Annotated in this window: 11 protein-coding genes; 10 read left to right on the plus strand and 1 reads right to left on the minus strand. The window is 63.4% G+C overall.

From position 1 onward, the window contains the following. The first annotated feature begins 64 nt into the window (after window positions 1–64). The 9 genes from IPV69_RS00900 to IPV69_RS00940 all read left to right on the plus strand — a co-directional run bounded on the left by IPV69_RS00900 (window position 65) and on the right by IPV69_RS00940 (window position 9,976). Window positions 65–460, plus strand: coding sequence for a hypothetical protein (locus IPV69_RS00900; RefSeq protein ID WP_206293026.1), 396 nt, complete (start codon window positions 65–67; stop codon window positions 458–460). 197 nt (window positions 461–657) lie between these two features. Next, the gene (locus tag IPV69_RS00905) at window positions 658–3,033 is read left to right on the plus strand and encodes a PSD1 and planctomycete cytochrome C domain-containing protein (RefSeq protein ID WP_206293027.1); all 2,376 of its coding nucleotides are present in this window, start codon (window positions 658–660) and stop codon (window positions 3,031–3,033) included. 153 nt (window positions 3,034–3,186) lie between these two features. Then, window positions 3,187–4,635 (plus strand): DUF1501 domain-containing protein, encoded by a 1,449-nt coding sequence (locus tag IPV69_RS00910; RefSeq protein WP_206293028.1) that lies wholly within the window; start codon window positions 3,187–3,189, stop codon window positions 4,633–4,635. Between the two features lie 228 nt (window positions 4,636–4,863). Next, the gene (locus tag IPV69_RS00915; RefSeq protein WP_206293029.1) at window positions 4,864–5,454 is read left to right on the plus strand and encodes a hypothetical protein; all 591 of its coding nucleotides are present in this window, start codon (window positions 4,864–4,866) and stop codon (window positions 5,452–5,454) included. A gap of 143 nt (window positions 5,455–5,597) precedes the next feature. Beyond that, window positions 5,598–5,879, plus strand: a complete 282-nt coding sequence (locus IPV69_RS00920; protein ID WP_206293030.1) for an FmdB family zinc ribbon protein — start codon at window positions 5,598–5,600, stop codon at window positions 5,877–5,879. Between the two features lie 122 nt (window positions 5,880–6,001). After that, window positions 6,002–6,640, plus strand: coding sequence for a type 1 glutamine amidotransferase domain-containing protein (locus IPV69_RS00925; RefSeq protein WP_206293031.1), 639 nt, complete (start codon window positions 6,002–6,004; stop codon window positions 6,638–6,640). A 203-nt stretch (window positions 6,641–6,843) separates the two neighbouring features. After that, complete coding sequence (locus tag IPV69_RS00930) at window positions 6,844–7,983, plus strand: dienelactone hydrolase family protein (protein WP_206293032.1); 1,140 nt, start codon at window positions 6,844–6,846, stop codon at window positions 7,981–7,983. A gap of 45 nt (window positions 7,984–8,028) precedes the next feature. Continuing rightward, entirely contained in the window at window positions 8,029–8,766 is a 738-nt protein-coding gene (nth, locus tag IPV69_RS00935; protein ID WP_206293033.1) for an endonuclease III, read from the plus strand. A 130-nt stretch (window positions 8,767–8,896) separates the two neighbouring features. Continuing rightward, complete coding sequence (locus tag IPV69_RS00940; protein WP_206293034.1) at window positions 8,897–9,976, plus strand: MGDG synthase family glycosyltransferase; 1,080 nt, start codon at window positions 8,897–8,899, stop codon at window positions 9,974–9,976. Window positions 9,977–9,997: 21 nt separating this feature from the next. Here IPV69_RS00940 and IPV69_RS00945 read toward each other — a convergent pair whose 3' ends face one another. Then, window positions 9,998–14,029, minus strand: coding sequence for a Kelch repeat-containing protein (locus IPV69_RS00945; protein ID WP_206293035.1), 4,032 nt, complete (start codon window positions 14,027–14,029; stop codon window positions 9,998–10,000). Window positions 14,030–14,561: 532 nt separating this feature from the next. On the opposite strand from IPV69_RS00945, the gene IPV69_RS00950 reads away from it, so the two are divergent. Then, window positions 14,562–15,560: a hypothetical protein gene (locus tag IPV69_RS00950; protein WP_206293036.1), complete on the plus strand. Its 999-nt coding sequence runs from the start codon at window positions 14,562–14,564 to the stop codon at window positions 15,558–15,560. The last annotated feature ends 15 nt before the right edge of the window (window positions 15,561–15,575 follow it).

The following is a 15,575-nucleotide window of genomic DNA, read 5'->3' on the forward strand; positions in this document are numbered from 1 at the left end:
GCGGTCGAGCGTCGCGCGTGCGACGCCGCGGCCCTTCCACGGCATTCCGTTCGGCCACATCCGTATGGACTCCAACAGCCAAGTCGTCGTTGACTTCCTCATTGCGATGCTTCCCGTTCGACAGGCGTTGGACGACCTTCTGCGACAGCTCTATAGACGGGCCGAGGTAAAACTCGTTCACACGTACGCCGTAGAAGTCTCCCCCTCGCCGGACTTTGGACTGTCGGCAGATTTGCACAATGGTGCAGTGGTCGACTTCTGGCTCGAGTTAACATTCGAGCGTGAATGCTGGCAATTGGAGTATTCGGTACAGCGGCACGATCCCGATGAGGACGGGTCTCATGCGGAGAAGTCATTTCCTCCACAGTCCGTCCGCTCCGCTCAGGACCTGCCGATGACTCTAATCAACGCAATCCGAGAACTGGAACGTGCGAGTGGCGACGACACGCTGTACAGGTGAGACGTCCATGGAGAGTGTTCGCGGCGATTGATGTCACGGCACCCAGCACCGCGTCGCGTCCAGACCGACTGTGCGACCCCGAAATACTTGTCAACTTCCGACGTTTGCGGAACTAGTTAGCAGACACGGAGGCTCACGTCATGCGCATCGCCCCGATTGCTTGCCTTGCATTCAGCTTGATTACGTCCGGTGCTGCAATGGCCGAGCCCGCGCCGTCGACAACCAAGATCGATCCCGCCGGCGTCGCCTTCTTCGAAAGCAAGATTCGCCCTCTGCTGGTCGAGCACTGCTACCGGTGCCACTCGGCCGATGCCCAGGAGAAGCGGAAACTCAAGGCAGGCTTGTACTTGGATACCCGAGCGGGGACGTTGGCCGGCGGAGAAAACGGTCCCGCGCTGGTGGTCGGCAAGCCGGGCGAAAGCAAGCTGATTCAAGCCCTGAAGTGGCAAAACGATCTGGAGATGCCGCCGGCCGAGCCGCTGCCGGCGTCGGTCGTTGCGGATTTCGAGAAGTGGGTCGCGATGGGTGCCCCCGACCCGCGTGATGGGGCCATCCCGTCCGTCGTCCGGACCGGACCGATCGACATCAATGCGGGCAAGGGGTACTGGGCTTTCGTCCCGCCGAAGAAGGCGTCGGTCCCGGCGGTCAAGAACGCCGTCTGGCCGCGATCGGACATCGATCGGTACACGCTGTCGACAATGGAACACAAAGGCGTCACGCCCGTGGCCGACGCCGACCCGCTGATCCTCCTTCGGCGGATCACGTTCGACCTTACCGGTCTGCCGCCGACGCCGGCCGAGATTGAAGCCTTCAACACCGAAGCGTCCAGGGACGCTGGCAAGGCGATTGAAGTGGTCGTCGATCGATTGCTGGCATCACCCGGGTTTGGCGAGCGGTGGGGCCGTCACTGGCTGGATGTGGCCCGCTTTGCCGAGAGCCGCGGCGACGCCAAGGCGAACAACGTCTGGCCGGACGCGTGGAAGTATCGCGACTGGGTGATTTCCGCCGTCAACCGCGACATGCCCTACAACCGGTTCGTCGCGATGCAGATCGCCGGCGACCTGTTGCCGCCTGCGGCGGGCGAATCTCCGGATGAGGGGAAGGTCGCGACCGGGTTCCTGGTGGTGGGTAATAAGGCCGGCACTGCATTCGATCAGCTCGAAGAGCAGGTCGGCGCGATGTCCGTTGCCACGATGGCGCTGACCGTTCAGTGCGCCCGCTGCCACGATCACAAGTTCGATCCGATCCCGACCGCCGACTACTACGCGCTGGCCGGGATTCTCATCAATACCAAGCAGGAAGAGGGAATCGTCCCCGGTAAGAAGGCCGAGCCGGCGCCGATTAATCCCGACGGCATGATGTTCGTTAGCGATGCCGTCAAGGCGTCGGTAGCCAAGGGTGTCGATAAGAAGGGCAAGCCGGTCAACAACAACAAGGTCAACAACCCTACCAAGCTCGCGGCGCTGACGCCCAGCGGCAACCTTCGCATCCAGGAAGGCGGCGACGACAAGCGGCTGGGTGAAGAATCGCCACGCGGCCTGCTGAAAGTTCTCGCCGACGAGCACACGCCGGCCATTCCGCCGGCCGAGTCGGGTCGGCGTCAGTTGGCCGAATCGCTCGCGAGCCCGTCACACCCGCTGACCGCCCGCGTGATGGCCAACCGCGTCTGGTATCACCTCATGGGCCGCGGCATCGTGGCGACAGTCGATAACTTCGGCGAACTCGGCGATCGCCCGACCCATCCGGAACTGCTCGACCATCTGGCGGTCACGTTCATGGACGACGGCTGGTCGGTGAAGAAGCTCGTCCGCCGGATCGTCCTCAGCCGGACGTATCAGCTGTCGATCGCGTCGAACGAAGCGAACCGGAAGGTTGACCCCGACAACCGGCTGCTGTGGCAGCATCGCCTGCGCCGGTTGGACGCCGAATCGCTCCGCGACGCCGTCCTGACCGCCAGCGGGTCGCTCGACCGATCGCAGCCGGGCGGGTCGCTCATCGCGGCACTGGGAGCCACGCCGGGTAACAAGACCGGTGCGGCGGTGGTCGCGGCGAACATGCACCGCAGCGTCTACCAGCCGGTGTTGCGGGGCAACGTGCCCGAACTGCTGGAGGCGTTCGACTTCCCCGACCCGAGCCTGCCCGCCGGCCGTCGCGATACATCGGTCGTGCCGACGCAGGCGTTGTTGTTCATGAATCACCCGTTCGTGATGGAGCACGCCGAGAAGACGGCCCGCGACGTCATGGGGCAAAGCGCCGACGATTCGGCTCGGCTGAATCGAGCTTACGTGCTGACCATCGGCCGTCTGCCCGATGCCGCCGAATCGGCGCGCGACCTGGCGTTCGTGCAGCAGTTCAAGCAGATCGGCGTCGGGGCGGAGCAGGCACCCGTCGATCCGAGCAAGCTGAGCAAGGCGGAGCTGAAAGCGCTCGCCCAGAAGAAGCAGCAGAAACAGCAACAGCAGCAAAAGCAGGGCAAAGGTACGAGCCTTCAGGTTCTCGCACCGGAACTTAACGCCTGGGCGACGCTGTGCCACTCGCTGTTGGCGTCGGCAGAGTTCAGGTTCGTGCAATGATCTGACGCTCATCAGCGACACGGGCTTCCAGGTTCGTGCCTGGTGCGCCATGCGAAAGAGATTACGCGCTAGGCGAACTTTTCGACTTTGGCATCGCTGGCACGGGCTGGAAGCCCGTGTCACTGACAGAGCAACCCGAGACGAGGCGATCTTATGACCGACTCCATTCCATCCAACCTCTCCCGCCGTGCGATGCTCCAGACCGCCTCGTGCGGGTTCGGCTATCTCGCGCTCGCCGGGCTTTGCAATCCTTCCGGCGGGGCGACGGTTACGGCGCCGCTCGCTGGCGCGACCAAGTCGTTCAGCCCGATGGCCCCCAAGCAACCGCCGCTTCAGGCGCGGGCGAAGCGCGTCATCATGCTCTTCATGCGCGGGGGTCCGTCTCACCTGGACGGCTTCGACTACAAACCGTCGCTGGAAAAATTCCACGACAAGTCGATGCAGGCCGACCAGTTCCCCGAAGGTGCCAAGGCAAAGAGCAGCAACCTGATTCTCATGAGGTCGCCGTTCGAGTTCACGCCGCACGGCAAAAGCGGGCTGCCGATATCGAGCGTGTTCCCCAATCTCGCCAAGCATGCCGACGATCTGTGCCTGATCAACAGCATGCACCACAAGACGCCGATCCATCTGCAGGGCGTCCAGATGATGCACACGGGGCACTTCCAGTTCATCCGCCCGAGCACCGGCTCGTGGGTCACCTACGGCCTGGGTGCCGAGACGACCGACCTGCCCGGTTATGTGGTCATGAACCCGCTCCGCGAAGCAATGCAGTGCTACAACTCGGCGTTCCTGCCGGCGGCGTATGGGGCGACGCCGATCAACGTCAGCGGTGAAGCGTCCAAGTCGATTCGGAACGTCGCCAACCCCCGGCTGACCGCCGACCAGCAGAAGGCGCAGCTCGCGCTCATCCAGTCGATGAACCGCAAGTTTGCTTCGCAGGCCCCCGGCGCGTCTGAGCTGGAAGCGGTCATCGAATCGTACGAGCGCGGATTTGCGATGCAGTCGGGCGTGCCGCGCGTGCTCGACATGACCGGCGAAAGCCCGGCGACGCTCGAAGCGTATGGCGTCGGCAAGGGTGGGAAGGGCGGCACCGGCGGCTTCGGATTGCAATGCCTGATGGCCCGCCGGTTCGCCGAGCAGGGCGTTCGGTTCATCGAGCTCAATCACGGCTCGTGGGATCACCACGGCGACATCAACAAGAGCTACGCCAGCGCCGCCAAGGCGATCGATCAGCCCATCGCCGCACTGCTTCAGGATCTGAAGGACCGCGGTATGCTGGATGAGACACTGGTCATCTGGGGCGGTGAGTTCGGCCGTACAAGCTGGAAGGACGGCGCCGCCGAGCGCCAGGGTCGCGGCCATAACTCCGCCGGCTTCACCTATTGGATGGCCGGCGGCGGCATCAAGGGTGGCATGCGATACGGTGCGACGGATGAGACCGGCACTTTCGCCGCCGAGAACAAGGTATCTGTCCACGATCTGCAGGCGACGATCCTCCATCAGCTGGGTCTGGATCACTGGAACCTGACCTACAAGTATGGCGGCCGCGACTACCGTCTGAGCGATGTCGACGGCAAGGTGGTCAACGGCATCATTGCGTGACCGGCGCAGACGCATCGACTGCGCAAGGACAGTTCTACAGCGGCGACAGGTTGTCCATCAGGACCCGCTCCGCACGACCGCCTCCCTCTCGGGGAGGCGGTTTTGTTTTGCCCAACCGGCGTCTCCGGCAGGACTTCGAAGCCTGAGCAGGGTTTCATGCGCCGGCGGGTACCCGGTTTGCCACGTCGCATTCCGTATCGAGGCAGTTCAACTTTACGGAGGCAGACGATGGCGAATACACCCAATCGAACGGATTCACAGAATCGCAAAGCGGTTGATCCCGACATGAGCCGCGCGGAATTGCGCGAACGCGACACCAACCCCGATCCCATCACGGGAGCGCCGGGATCACATCCCGGCGGTACGGCAGTCGGAACGACCGGCGGCGGCTTGGCCGGCGCGGCCGCAGGCGCAGCGATCGGCTCGGTTGTCCCGGGTATCGGCACGGTTGTCGGCGGCATCGCCGGTGCGGTGATCGGCGGGGTGGGTGGCGGTCTGGCCGGCAAGGCGGTCGCCGAGCACTTCGACCCCACCGCCGAGGACGCCTACTGGCGCGACAGTCACCGGTCCCGGCCTTACTACGCCGCCGAGTACGACTATGAGACGGACTACGCCCCAGCGTATCGCTACGGCTACACCACCAGCTCCCAGTACGCTGGCGAGTCCTACGACAGCCGCGAACGTGACTTGGAAACCGGCTGGGAAAAGGCCAAGGGCAAGTCCCGTCTGACCTGGGATAAAGCCAAGGCGGCGACGCGCGATGCGTGGCACCGGGTCGAGCGAAAGCTGCCCGGCGACGCCGACCGCGACGGCCGCTGATTGCAAGCGGTTCGAGGGTTCTAAGGTCATTCACTTCGAGCGGGACGGAAGCGGCAACCGGCTGCCTCCGTCCCGCTCGCTTTGCGTCTCACACGTGCCAACTGGCTTCGACACGGCTATCCTTAAAGCAAGGAGGTCATGTAATGCCTGTGTACGTGTATCGCATCATTCAGGACGACAAAGACGCACCCGAGCAGACGTTTGAGGTCAGGCAGTTGATGAGCGAGCCACCCCTCACCCACGACCCCGATACCGGCAGGCCGGTGGAACGCGTGATCTGCGCGCCCAACATCTACAGCGACAAGCTCGGCAATGCGGCGATTTCGGGTAGCGGACTGACCAAGTACGTGAAGACGTCCGACGGCACCTACGAGCGGCAGGCCGGTGGGGCGGGGCCGAAGATGATCAATCCGCATGACGATTAAGGTCGGCCAGACGCACCAGTCGCAACCGCGCAAATAAATCGCATTTAAGAGGCGAGCGGGCGAGTGCCAGGGGCCTACCGTTTCTCCGTAGTAATGAACGTAGTCATTCAACGGAGAAATACATGGCAAGCGAACTGAATGGGAAAAGAGTGGCGATCCTGGTCGCCGACGGTTTCGAACAGGTCGAGATGACCGAACCCCGCAAAGCGCTGAAGGACGCCGGTGCCCGGACCGATCTGGTCTCCCCGGTGACGAAGTCGGTACAGGGCGTGCATCACGACAAGCCCGGCGAGCAGTTCACGGTTGACGTCGCGCTGAGCAAAGCCAACCCGGACGACTACGACGCGCTACTGCTGCCGGGAGGGGTCTTCAATCCGGATACGCTTCGTGCCGACGACAGCGCTGTGGAGTTCGTGAAGTCGTTCGTCGACGCCGGCAAGCCGGTTGCGGCAATCTGCCACGGCCCGTGGACGCTGATCGAGACGGGTGCCGTCAAAGGCCGCAGGATGACCAGTTGGCCCAGCCTTAAGACCGACCTGCGCAACGCAGGAGCGGAATGGGTTGACCAGGAGGTGGTTACCGATCGCGGATTGGTCACCAGCCGTAACCCGGACGATATCCCGGCGTTTAACCGGAAGATGATTGAAGAGTTCGCCGAAGGGCGACACGGCCACGGCTTGCAAGCCGGCGCTCGCGGCAACGCGATGAGCGCGAAAACCGCCGACTCGAAGGAACCTTTCGTAGCCGGTTCGTCGCTGTAAGCGGGATTTCTCACTGGGCGTGCGAGTCCGGTAGGTCTCACGTCGGGACGGCGTGATTGCAGTAATGATGTTTTGATGCCGCGCAATCGGCGACGCAGACCGCACCACCATGTCGGCCTGCGTTGCCGATCCTTCGTTGATCAACGGCGGGGCACCTTCGTATCTACCACTGGAGCGGGGTGCTGGTCGCGAGGAGACGCTACATGATCCATCGAGTCGTCCGTGGTGCGATGTGCTGCCTGCTCACCCTCCTGGTGAGCGGACCAGTTTTCTCGGAAGCGGCATCGCGATCGCTCAGGCCGATGGACGAATCACTGGTCCGGCATTTTGCAGTGCCGCCGGCCTTCGTGGGTAAGCTGGGCACCTATCGGTCGCCGCTCTTGTTCGACGATGGCACGTCGGTCAAGACGCCGCAAGACTGGCAGCGACGCCGGCAGGAGATCCTTGGGTACTGGCACAAGACCATGGGCGCCTGGCCCGCGGTGATCGACAAGCCAAGGATCGAGTATCTGGAAAAGTCGCAGCGAGAGGGCTTTACCCAGCACAAGGTGAAAGTGGAGACCGCCGTCGGCCAAATGACCGGCGGCTATCTGCTGGTGCCGCCTGGCGAAGGACCCTTCCCGGCGGTGTTTGTTCCGTTCTACGATGCCGAGACCAGCGCGGGTATCAACCCCAAGGCCAAGACGTTTCGCGACTTTGCCTACCAACTGACCAGGCGTGGGTTTGTCACGCTGTCGATCGGTTCGCCCGGCGGTGACGCACGCAAGCCCGATACGGCCGGGAACGTTCTTCAGCCGCTGAGCTATCTCGGCTACATCGCCGCCAACGGATACCAAGCGCTCGCATCGCTGCCGTACGTGGATGGCCGGCGGATCGGCATCGTCGGCCACAGCTACGGCGGGAAGTGGGCGATGTTCGGAAGCTGTCTTTACGAGAAGTACGCCGCCGGGGTTTGGAGCGATGGCGGCATTGTCTGGGATGAGCCACGATCGAATGTGAATTATTGGGAGCCGTGGTACCTGGGACTGGAGGCCGGCAAGACGCGCAAGCCCGGCCTGCTCAACCCCGAGAACCCGCGGATGGGCGCGTACAAGACACTGGTCGAAACGGGCCACGATCTGCACGAGTTGCACGCCCTGATGGCGCCCCGGCCATTCCTGGTGTCAGGCGGATCGGAGGATCAGCCGTCGCGGTGGGTGCCGCTGAATCACGCCGTCGCGGTGAACAAGTTGCTGGGCCACGAAAACCGCGTGGCGATGACGAACCGGCCGAAGCACGATCCGACGGAGGAATCCAATGGGGTGATTTACGCCTTTTTCGAGTACTTTCTGGGTCGAGAGTGACAAAACCCCGAACGCCTGCGGTTCGCCGTCCACACCCGACTCCTTATGCCCCGCCCAGCGCCCCTAAAAGTGACGAACCGCCGTGGGCGGGTTGAAGCGATCCTGCCGATTCTAAAATCGCTGTATCCCGATGCGACCTGCCGTCTTGACCACAGTTCTCCGCTGGAGCTGCTGGTTGCGACGATTCTGTCGGCGCAGTGCACCGACGACCGGGTGAACATCGTGACCAGGACGCTGTTCAAGAAGTACAGGACTGCCGCCGACTACGCCAGGGTTTCGCAGGAAGAGCTGGAGAAGGACATCCAGACGACCGGCTTCTTCCGCAACAAGGCCAGGAGCATCCGGGGAATGGCGGCGGCCCTGATCAGCGATCACGGCGGCAAAGTGCCAGACACCATGGAACAGCTCACGCCCCTCCCCGGTGTCGGTCGCAAGACCGCGAACGTGGTCCTGGGCAACGCCTTCGGCAAGAACGTCGGCGTGACGGTCGATACGCACGTCACCCGTTTGTCCAACCGCCTGGGTTTGACCGACCACGAGGAAGACGCGGTCAAGATCGAGCAGGATCTCATCAAGATCGTCCCGCAGGAAGACTGGGCGCTCTGGTCGCACCTGCTCATCTTCCATGGCCGTAAGGTGTGCATGGCCCGTAATCCGCTGTGCTCGCAGTGCCCCTTGCTCTCACATTGTCCTTCGGGGCCGAAGATCATCAAAGACAAGGCCCGGACCGAGGCGGCGCGCTCTGTGGCAAAGCGGAAAAAGCCGGGAAGTCGCGCAGACTAGCCGCTGCGATGGGCGTGCTCGTCGTCTGCAAGGCGTCGCTCTCCGCATGGACACGGTCCGTCCGCCATCGCACCATACGCAAATGCCCCAACGGATACTCGTACTCTCCGCGTCGGTCGGCGCAGGCCACATGCGCGCAGCCCAGGCGGTCGAACTGGCGATTCGGAAGCTCGCCCCGCACGTTTATGTGCGCAACGTCGACATCCTCACGCTGACCAATGCCGCATTCCGAAGAGTGTACGGAAAGGCGTACCTCGACCTGGTCAACCTTGCGCCGCATGTACTGGGATTCTTTTACGACCACCTCGACAAGCCACGACGCAAGGACAGCAGCCGGGATCGATTCCGGCTGGCGGTGGAAAAGCTGAACCTCCGCAAGTTCGAATCGCTGCTGAAAGATGAACCCTGGGATCTGGTCGTCAACACGCACTTTCTGCCGGCCGAGATCATTGCAAGTCTGCGGAGCAAAAAGGAACTCGCGCTTCCTCAGATGACGGTGACGACGGATTTCGAAACGCACCGGCTGTGGGTCAATCAGCCGTGCGATCTATACACGACGGCAACCGAAGAAGGCGCGCAGTACCTCAGGCACTGGGGAGTCCCGCAGGATGATCTGCGCGTTACCGGCATACCCATCCACCCCGTGTTTGCAGACACCAAGTCGCGTGAACGGTGCCTGAAAAGCCAGGGCCTCGTCGGCGATCGTCCGGTCGTGCTGCAACTGGCCGGCGGGTTCGGTGTCGGACCGATCGCGAAGATCTACCAGGCGGTGCTTTCCATGCCGTCGCCGGTCGAACTGGTTGTTGTCTGCGGGAAGAACGCCGGTGCCAAAGAGGAGCTGGCCGCGATCGGCGTTCCGAAGCAGCATCGCGTGAAGCTCCTCGGTTTCACCGATCAGATGGACGAGTTGATGGCGGTTGCCGATGTCGTGCTGAGCAAACCGGGCGGGCTGACGACGAGCGAAGTACTCGCCCGCGGCGCCGCGATGGCGATCATCAACCCGATCCCGGGGCAGGAAAGCCGTAACAGCGACTACCTGCTCGAGAACGGCGCTGCGATCAAGATCAATAACATTGGTACGCTCGCGTACAAGCTGCAGTCGCTGCTGGCCGACCGGAAGCGGCTGGCTTCGATCAGGGCCAACGCGCTGCGCATCAGCCGGCCGCGGGCGGCGTTTGACGTGGCCGAGATCGCGCTGGGTTGGAAGTAATGACAGTGCGATCGACGTGCTTCAGGCGAACACCGGCGAGCCGATCCAGGTGGTTTTGCTGGCCCCGGGGTTGTTGCCGGTCGAGGAGATGAAGCGACCGTCTGGCAGAAGGCCGGCGACCGCAGTGCTGCGGTTCTCCGGAAGCTGCCCGATGATCGTCCATGTATCGTAAGCCGGATCGTACGCCAGCAGATCGCGCTGCGGATTGTCGTAGCCGTTCTCGCCGCCGACGATGACCATGCGTCCGCGATAGGCGAACACCGCGTTGGTGGTGTGCGTTCGCGCCGAGGGGAGGCTCGCCACCTGCTTCCAGACATTGGTCAGCGGGTCGTATTGGTGAACCAGCGACAGCGGCGCGTTGGTCGACTGTTGTCCGGTCTGCCCGCCAATCGCGTACAACTTGCCGCCAATCGCGTAGACGGCCAGATGGTTGCGCGGCGTCGGCAGCGACGCGACCTTCTTCCAGCCCTGGCTTTGTTGAGAGAGGTTGAGCTTGTAGGTATCGCCCACGCTCGCGGTGCGGGCGGCATTGGTGCCGGCGACGAAGTAGATCGTGTTGCCGATCACGGTTGCTCCGCCGGCCCCCTGCGCGACCGGCAGGTTCGGCCCGCGTGACCAGGCGTTGGTCGTCGTGTTGTAGATGTTCACGCGATTGTGTCCGCCGCCGACCGGCTGGTTGCCGGTGTACCCGCCGACGAACCAGATGGCATCGCCGACCACCACGCTGCTGGTGTGGGTCAGTGCTTCGGGAACGTCGGCGATGCGCGTCCAGGTGTTGGTCGCGGGGTTAAAGACGTCGGCCCGTTTCATCGCGACGAAGTTTGCCGTACCCGGTACGACCGACCCGTCGAGCCCGCCGAACACGTAGAGCTTGCCGTTGACCAGTGTTCCGAGCGATTCGGCGCGGTTCACCGGGCCATTGGTGACGGTCGTCCAGTTAAAGCCGACCGGAAGTGCCGTCGGCGTCTGAGCGCTGCCGTTGAGGTCGATGACCGTAAAGCGAATCACCGTCGCTTCGCCGGCGGTTCCGGTGCCATCGGCTCCGGTATAGGGGACCACACGCAACTCGTGAGCGCCGGCCGTAGGCGTCCAATCGGAAAACTTGCGGTAACCCGGGTCTTCGCCGAGCGAGTAGGGCGTATCCGTCTGCGTCGTGACGTTCTTCCCGTCGATGTAGAAAACCAGGCTCCCCACCGGCGATGCCGGAACCGCTTCAATATTGAGGCGCGAACCCACCTGTCGCATGTCGATCGTCATGTTGTTGGTCAACGCGCCCAGCGACTGGTCGGTCGTCGAGTTGATCAGCGACAATCCGATCGCGTTCAACGCCGGCGGCGACGGAGGACCCGACGGCGGCGACGGCGGCGGCGACACCGCCAGCACCTCGATGGACGTCATCCGCGTTTCACCCGTCGGCGACTGGCCGAATTCGAGCGTCAGGCGGCCGTCATTGACGGTGACGACCTTGGGATTCTTCAGGAACTGGTTGGCACCCAGGGTGACATACTGGTAGTGCCAGTTGCCTTCAATCCAGACGTTGTCCCGCGACGCCGCCGACGAGTCGCCGACGCCGACCGCGACGGTGTACTGACCGTTGGGGACGGCCAACTCCCACTTCGACGCCGCCTTCACTGCTACCTGCGTATCAAGGACCTGATCGGCATTCACATTGCGGTCGAAGACGGCATCCGTGTGGCTGGTTGACCAGCCATACGACAAAGTACCCCGGCTGCCGTAAACCTCACCGGAATCGATCACGTAGCCCGCGGCCGTCGGGGCCGTGGCGGGCTGAAAGTTCACCTTGATCGGTACCGCGCCGGACGGCGGCGAAACCGGTGGCGGCGACACGGGCGGCGGGGATGCCGGCGGCGGCGACACCGGGGGGGGAGATACGGGAGGCGGTGAAACCGGCGGCGGTGAGACTGGTGGGGGCGAAACGGGCGGCGACGTCGTCGCTGATGTTACTTCAATGTAATTGATCCGGGTCGCACCGGTCGCCGCTCCGCCGATCGCCAGCGACAAACGCCCGTCGGTGACCGTGACGTTGACCGGCACGGCGGCGAACTGGTTGGCCGCGAGGTTGACGTAATTGTAATGCCAGACGTTCTCGACCCAGAGGTTCTGTCGGGTTGCGGCGGCGGCATCGCCGACGCTGACCTTGACGGTGTATTGGCCGTTGGGAACGGCCAGCTCCCAACGCGCGCCGGCCTTCACGGCGACGTAGGTATCGACGAGCTGATCGGCAGCGACATCCCGGTCGATCGCCGAGTCGGTGTGTGAAGTCGTCCAGCCATAGGTCAGGCCGTTGCGATCGCCGTACAAGCCGCCGGAATCCACCTGGTAGCCGCTGACCGTCGAAGCGGTCGAAGGCTGGAAGTTGATGTTGATTCCGGAAGTCACCGGCGGGGGAGATACCGGTGGTGAGACTGGTGGTGGCGGCGGCGGGGAGACCGGCGGCGGAGATACAGGCGGCGGCGAAACGGGCGGCGGCGAAACGGGGGGTGGCGAAACGGGGGGTGGCGAAACCGGCGGCGATGTCGTCGCCGATGTTACTTCAATGTAATTGATCCGGGTCGCACCGGTCGCCGCTCCGCCGATCGCCAGCGACAAACGCCCGTCGGTGACCGTGACGTTGACCGGCACGGCGGCGAACTGGTTGGCCGCGAGGTTGACGTAATTGTAATGCCAGACGTTCTCGACCCAGAGATTCTGTCGGGTTGCGGCGGCGGCATCGCCGACGCTGACCTTGACGGTGTACTGGCCGTTGGGGACGGCCAACTCCCAGCGTGCGCCGGCCTTCACGGCGACGTAGGTATCGACGAGCTGATCGGCAGCGACATCCCGGTCGATCGCCGAGTCGGTGTGTGAAGTCGTCCAGCCATAGGTCAGGCCGTTGCGATCGCCGTACAAGCCGCCGGAATCCACCTGGTAGCCACTGACCGTCGAAGCGGTCGAAGGCTGGAAGTTGATGTTGATTCCGGAAGTCACCGGCGGGGGCGACACAGGTGGCGACACCGGCGGGGGAGAGACTGGTGGTGGTGGCGGGGAGACCGGCGGTGGCGATTCCGGTGGCGGCGGAGATACGGGCGGCGGTGACACCGGTCCGCTGTCAACCACCGTGAAAATCACCGTATACGCCGCGCCCGCCACGTCCGTCCCGCCCGGGCCAGAGAAAGGCGTCACGACCAGCGTGTGGGCGCCGATCGTCGGTGTCCATGCCAGGTAGTCCCCGGCGAGGTCCCCGGCAATGGCAAATGGCGCGGCGCTGTCGATCGTTGGCGTGCCGCCGTCGAGGACGAACTGCACGCTGCCGATCGCCCCGACCGCATTGGCCCGCAACGTCAACTGGTTTCCGATGGACGCCAGGTCGAGCGTCGCGCCGTCCGACAGGAGGGCGATGTCCTGGTCCGTTTGCGCGTTCACGAGGGTCAGGCTTCCCAGCACAGGACCTTCGACGGCCCGGCCGTTCCCTGACGTTGCCGCCGGCGGGACTGCCGGGCTGCTCAACTCCTGTGAACCCGATACCGCGACGTCGATGAAGTTAATCTTCCCGGGCTTGGCACCGGCGAGCGATTCGACGGTTAACCGACCGTCCGTCACGGCAACGGTCAGGGTCGTCTCGAGCCAGCGCTGCTGTTTCGAAACGCTGCCGTTGATCGCCGTAATGCCTTCGACCGAGAACGCAAAGCTGCCCTTGGTGCTGCGGGCGTCTCCGGATGCGATGCGAACCGTGTAGATGCCGTTCGGGGCGTCAAGCTCCCAGGTCGCGCCGGAAGCGGGGGTGACCAGAAACGAATCGTAGCGGTCGTCCTGAGAGCGCAACGACCTTCGCACCTTGCCCGATTCCGGCTCGTTTTCCGTCCAGCCATACGACAGACCTGCCGTACGCGGCCCGAAGCTCAGGCCGGAATCCTTGGCGTAGCCGGGGACGGCACGGGTTCGCTCGGGGCCGAAGTTAACGCGAGCAAGATAGTTGGGGGCGTCCACACCCATGAGGCGGGCGGTCGGATCGAAAACATCGCCCACCCCGTAATGGAGGGAACAGAAGAGCACACGGTCTTCCATCCGCTCAACAGATGGGGCCGCGTTGGCCACGGCAGCCCGGAGGACTGCGTGTTTAGAATGCTCCCCAACAACCTGCATCTTCCCTTCCAATCTTTCACTGTCGATTGACCAGACTCGGCACCAGCGGTCGAAGCCGCCGGGTACATCGCCTTCAAGGCTACCGTGGTCAACTGCAATCCCCGCGATCAACTCGTGGTCTCGGGCTTTCCCCGATATAGCACTCGAAGACTAACCGCTAGTGTTACGACGAAACAACGTAGAAAACAGTTCCCCGTGAAAAAGTCTAGTCCAGCAAATCCTTCACCCGGTTGGCGTGTACAGGGTACGCCGGATGTGCTGTGGCCAGTGTTAAGACAGGTAAGCCGTAGGGCATACGAGGGTTCCGCTTGAATGCCGTCCACCCCGCCCCGGCCGGTTCAGCTGCCGACCCTTACAACCCTCGGCGAACGTGGTATCCTGCCGCTTCTGGCCGGGCCGAAACTGTTTCTCCTGAAATCGAAAGACCTCCTTCAGAGTTCAAATGCCGACTGAAGCGGATCAAACACAGGCACGGTCATTCGTCCGGCGGCTTCTCGTCGGAACGGGCAGGCTACTGCTGCTCGTCATCTTATTGCTCGTACTGGCGATCGGTTTCGGCCTCAGCCCCGGCGACCAGACCAAGCTCTCGACGTTCGTCGATTCGGTCGAACAGTGGCAGAACAACACCGAGTTCCGGCAGGTGGCGGCTCAGTACGTCACGCGCGGAAGCGACGCGATGCGAAGCCGGCCGATGGGAATCCGGTCCGCCGACTGGATCATGTGGATCCGCTCGCTGCCGGTGATGCCGAAAGAGTTCGCTGTTAACGACACCTCCAAGGCCCATTACGAGAACTTCAGCAAGGGGCCGCTGAGCGCTTACCTTCACCTGTGCACGGAAGTCGACCTCCTCAACGCCGACGGCAAAGGCGGCTACCTCGGCGAGTTCGAAGGACGCTTCGGCCGATCGTCCAGCCCGCCGTCGAGGGAAGACGTCCGCGACTGGTTGAAAGGTTTGAAGTGGGATTACCCGGTCGTCTACGACGAGGGCGCAGTTCAGAGCCTGCAATCGGCGATCGCCGATGTTGAACCCTACCGGCCTCTCACCAAGCGAGCTCGGCATATCGATGACCTCCTGAAGCCTCACATTGCCGTCATTGCGGCCGGGCTTAAACTCCCATCGACCGACGTCGAGCACATGACACCGCTCCAGCAGTACGCCGTGCTCGACAGACTCGACAGCCATCTGCGTCAGACCGACCCCGAGCTGTGGCGGACCAAGCAGGTCAGCGACGTCTGCGGCGGCATCTGGGGTCAGGTCTTCAGCCCTCCCTATCTCACCCTCCTTACGCCGTACCTTCAGGTCGCAACCACCTGCCGCTGGGTGGCGGTTGGGCTGCTCGGTTTGCTTCTGCTGCTCACGGCTCGACGGCTTCGTCAACTGTCTCAGGGCCCGGTGACACTCGTCTCGTCAGACCGCCCGGTGAGTGCCGAGCCGGCTTGAGCCGAATCGTTCGTG

It is taken from the genome of Humisphaera borealis, assembly GCF_015169395.1.
GTDB lineage: Bacteria > Planctomycetota > Phycisphaerae > Tepidisphaerales > Tepidisphaeraceae > Humisphaera > Humisphaera borealis.

Bases quoted from the DNA above. Each gene is read 5' to 3' on its own strand.
- IPV69_RS00920 (WP_206293030.1), top strand. From the start codon at position 5,598: ATGCCTGTGTACGTGTATCGCATCATTCAGGACGACAAAGACGCACCC.
- IPV69_RS00900 (WP_206293026.1), top strand. From the start codon at position 65: ATGGACTCCAACAGCCAAGTCGTCGTTGACTTCCTCATTGCGATGCTT.
- IPV69_RS00930 (WP_206293032.1), top strand. From the start codon at position 6,844: ATGATCCATCGAGTCGTCCGTGGTGCGATGTGCTGCCTGCTCACCCTC.
- IPV69_RS00905 (WP_206293027.1), top strand. From the start codon at position 658: ATGGCCGAGCCCGCGCCGTCGACAACCAAGATCGATCCCGCCGGCGTC.
- IPV69_RS00915 (WP_206293029.1), top strand. From the start codon at position 4,864: ATGGCGAATACACCCAATCGAACGGATTCACAGAATCGCAAAGCGGTT.
- IPV69_RS00925 (WP_206293031.1), top strand. From the start codon at position 6,002: ATGGCAAGCGAACTGAATGGGAAAAGAGTGGCGATCCTGGTCGCCGAC.
- IPV69_RS00910 (WP_206293028.1), top strand. From the start codon at position 3,187: ATGACCGACTCCATTCCATCCAACCTCTCCCGCCGTGCGATGCTCCAG.
- nth (WP_206293033.1), top strand. From the start codon at position 8,029: ATGCCCCGCCCAGCGCCCCTAAAAGTGACGAACCGCCGTGGGCGGGTT.
- IPV69_RS00940 (WP_206293034.1), top strand. From the start codon at position 8,897: ATGCGCGCAGCCCAGGCGGTCGAACTGGCGATTCGGAAGCTCGCCCCG.
- IPV69_RS00950 (WP_206293036.1), top strand. From the start codon at position 14,562: ATGCCGACTGAAGCGGATCAAACACAGGCACGGTCATTCGTCCGGCGG.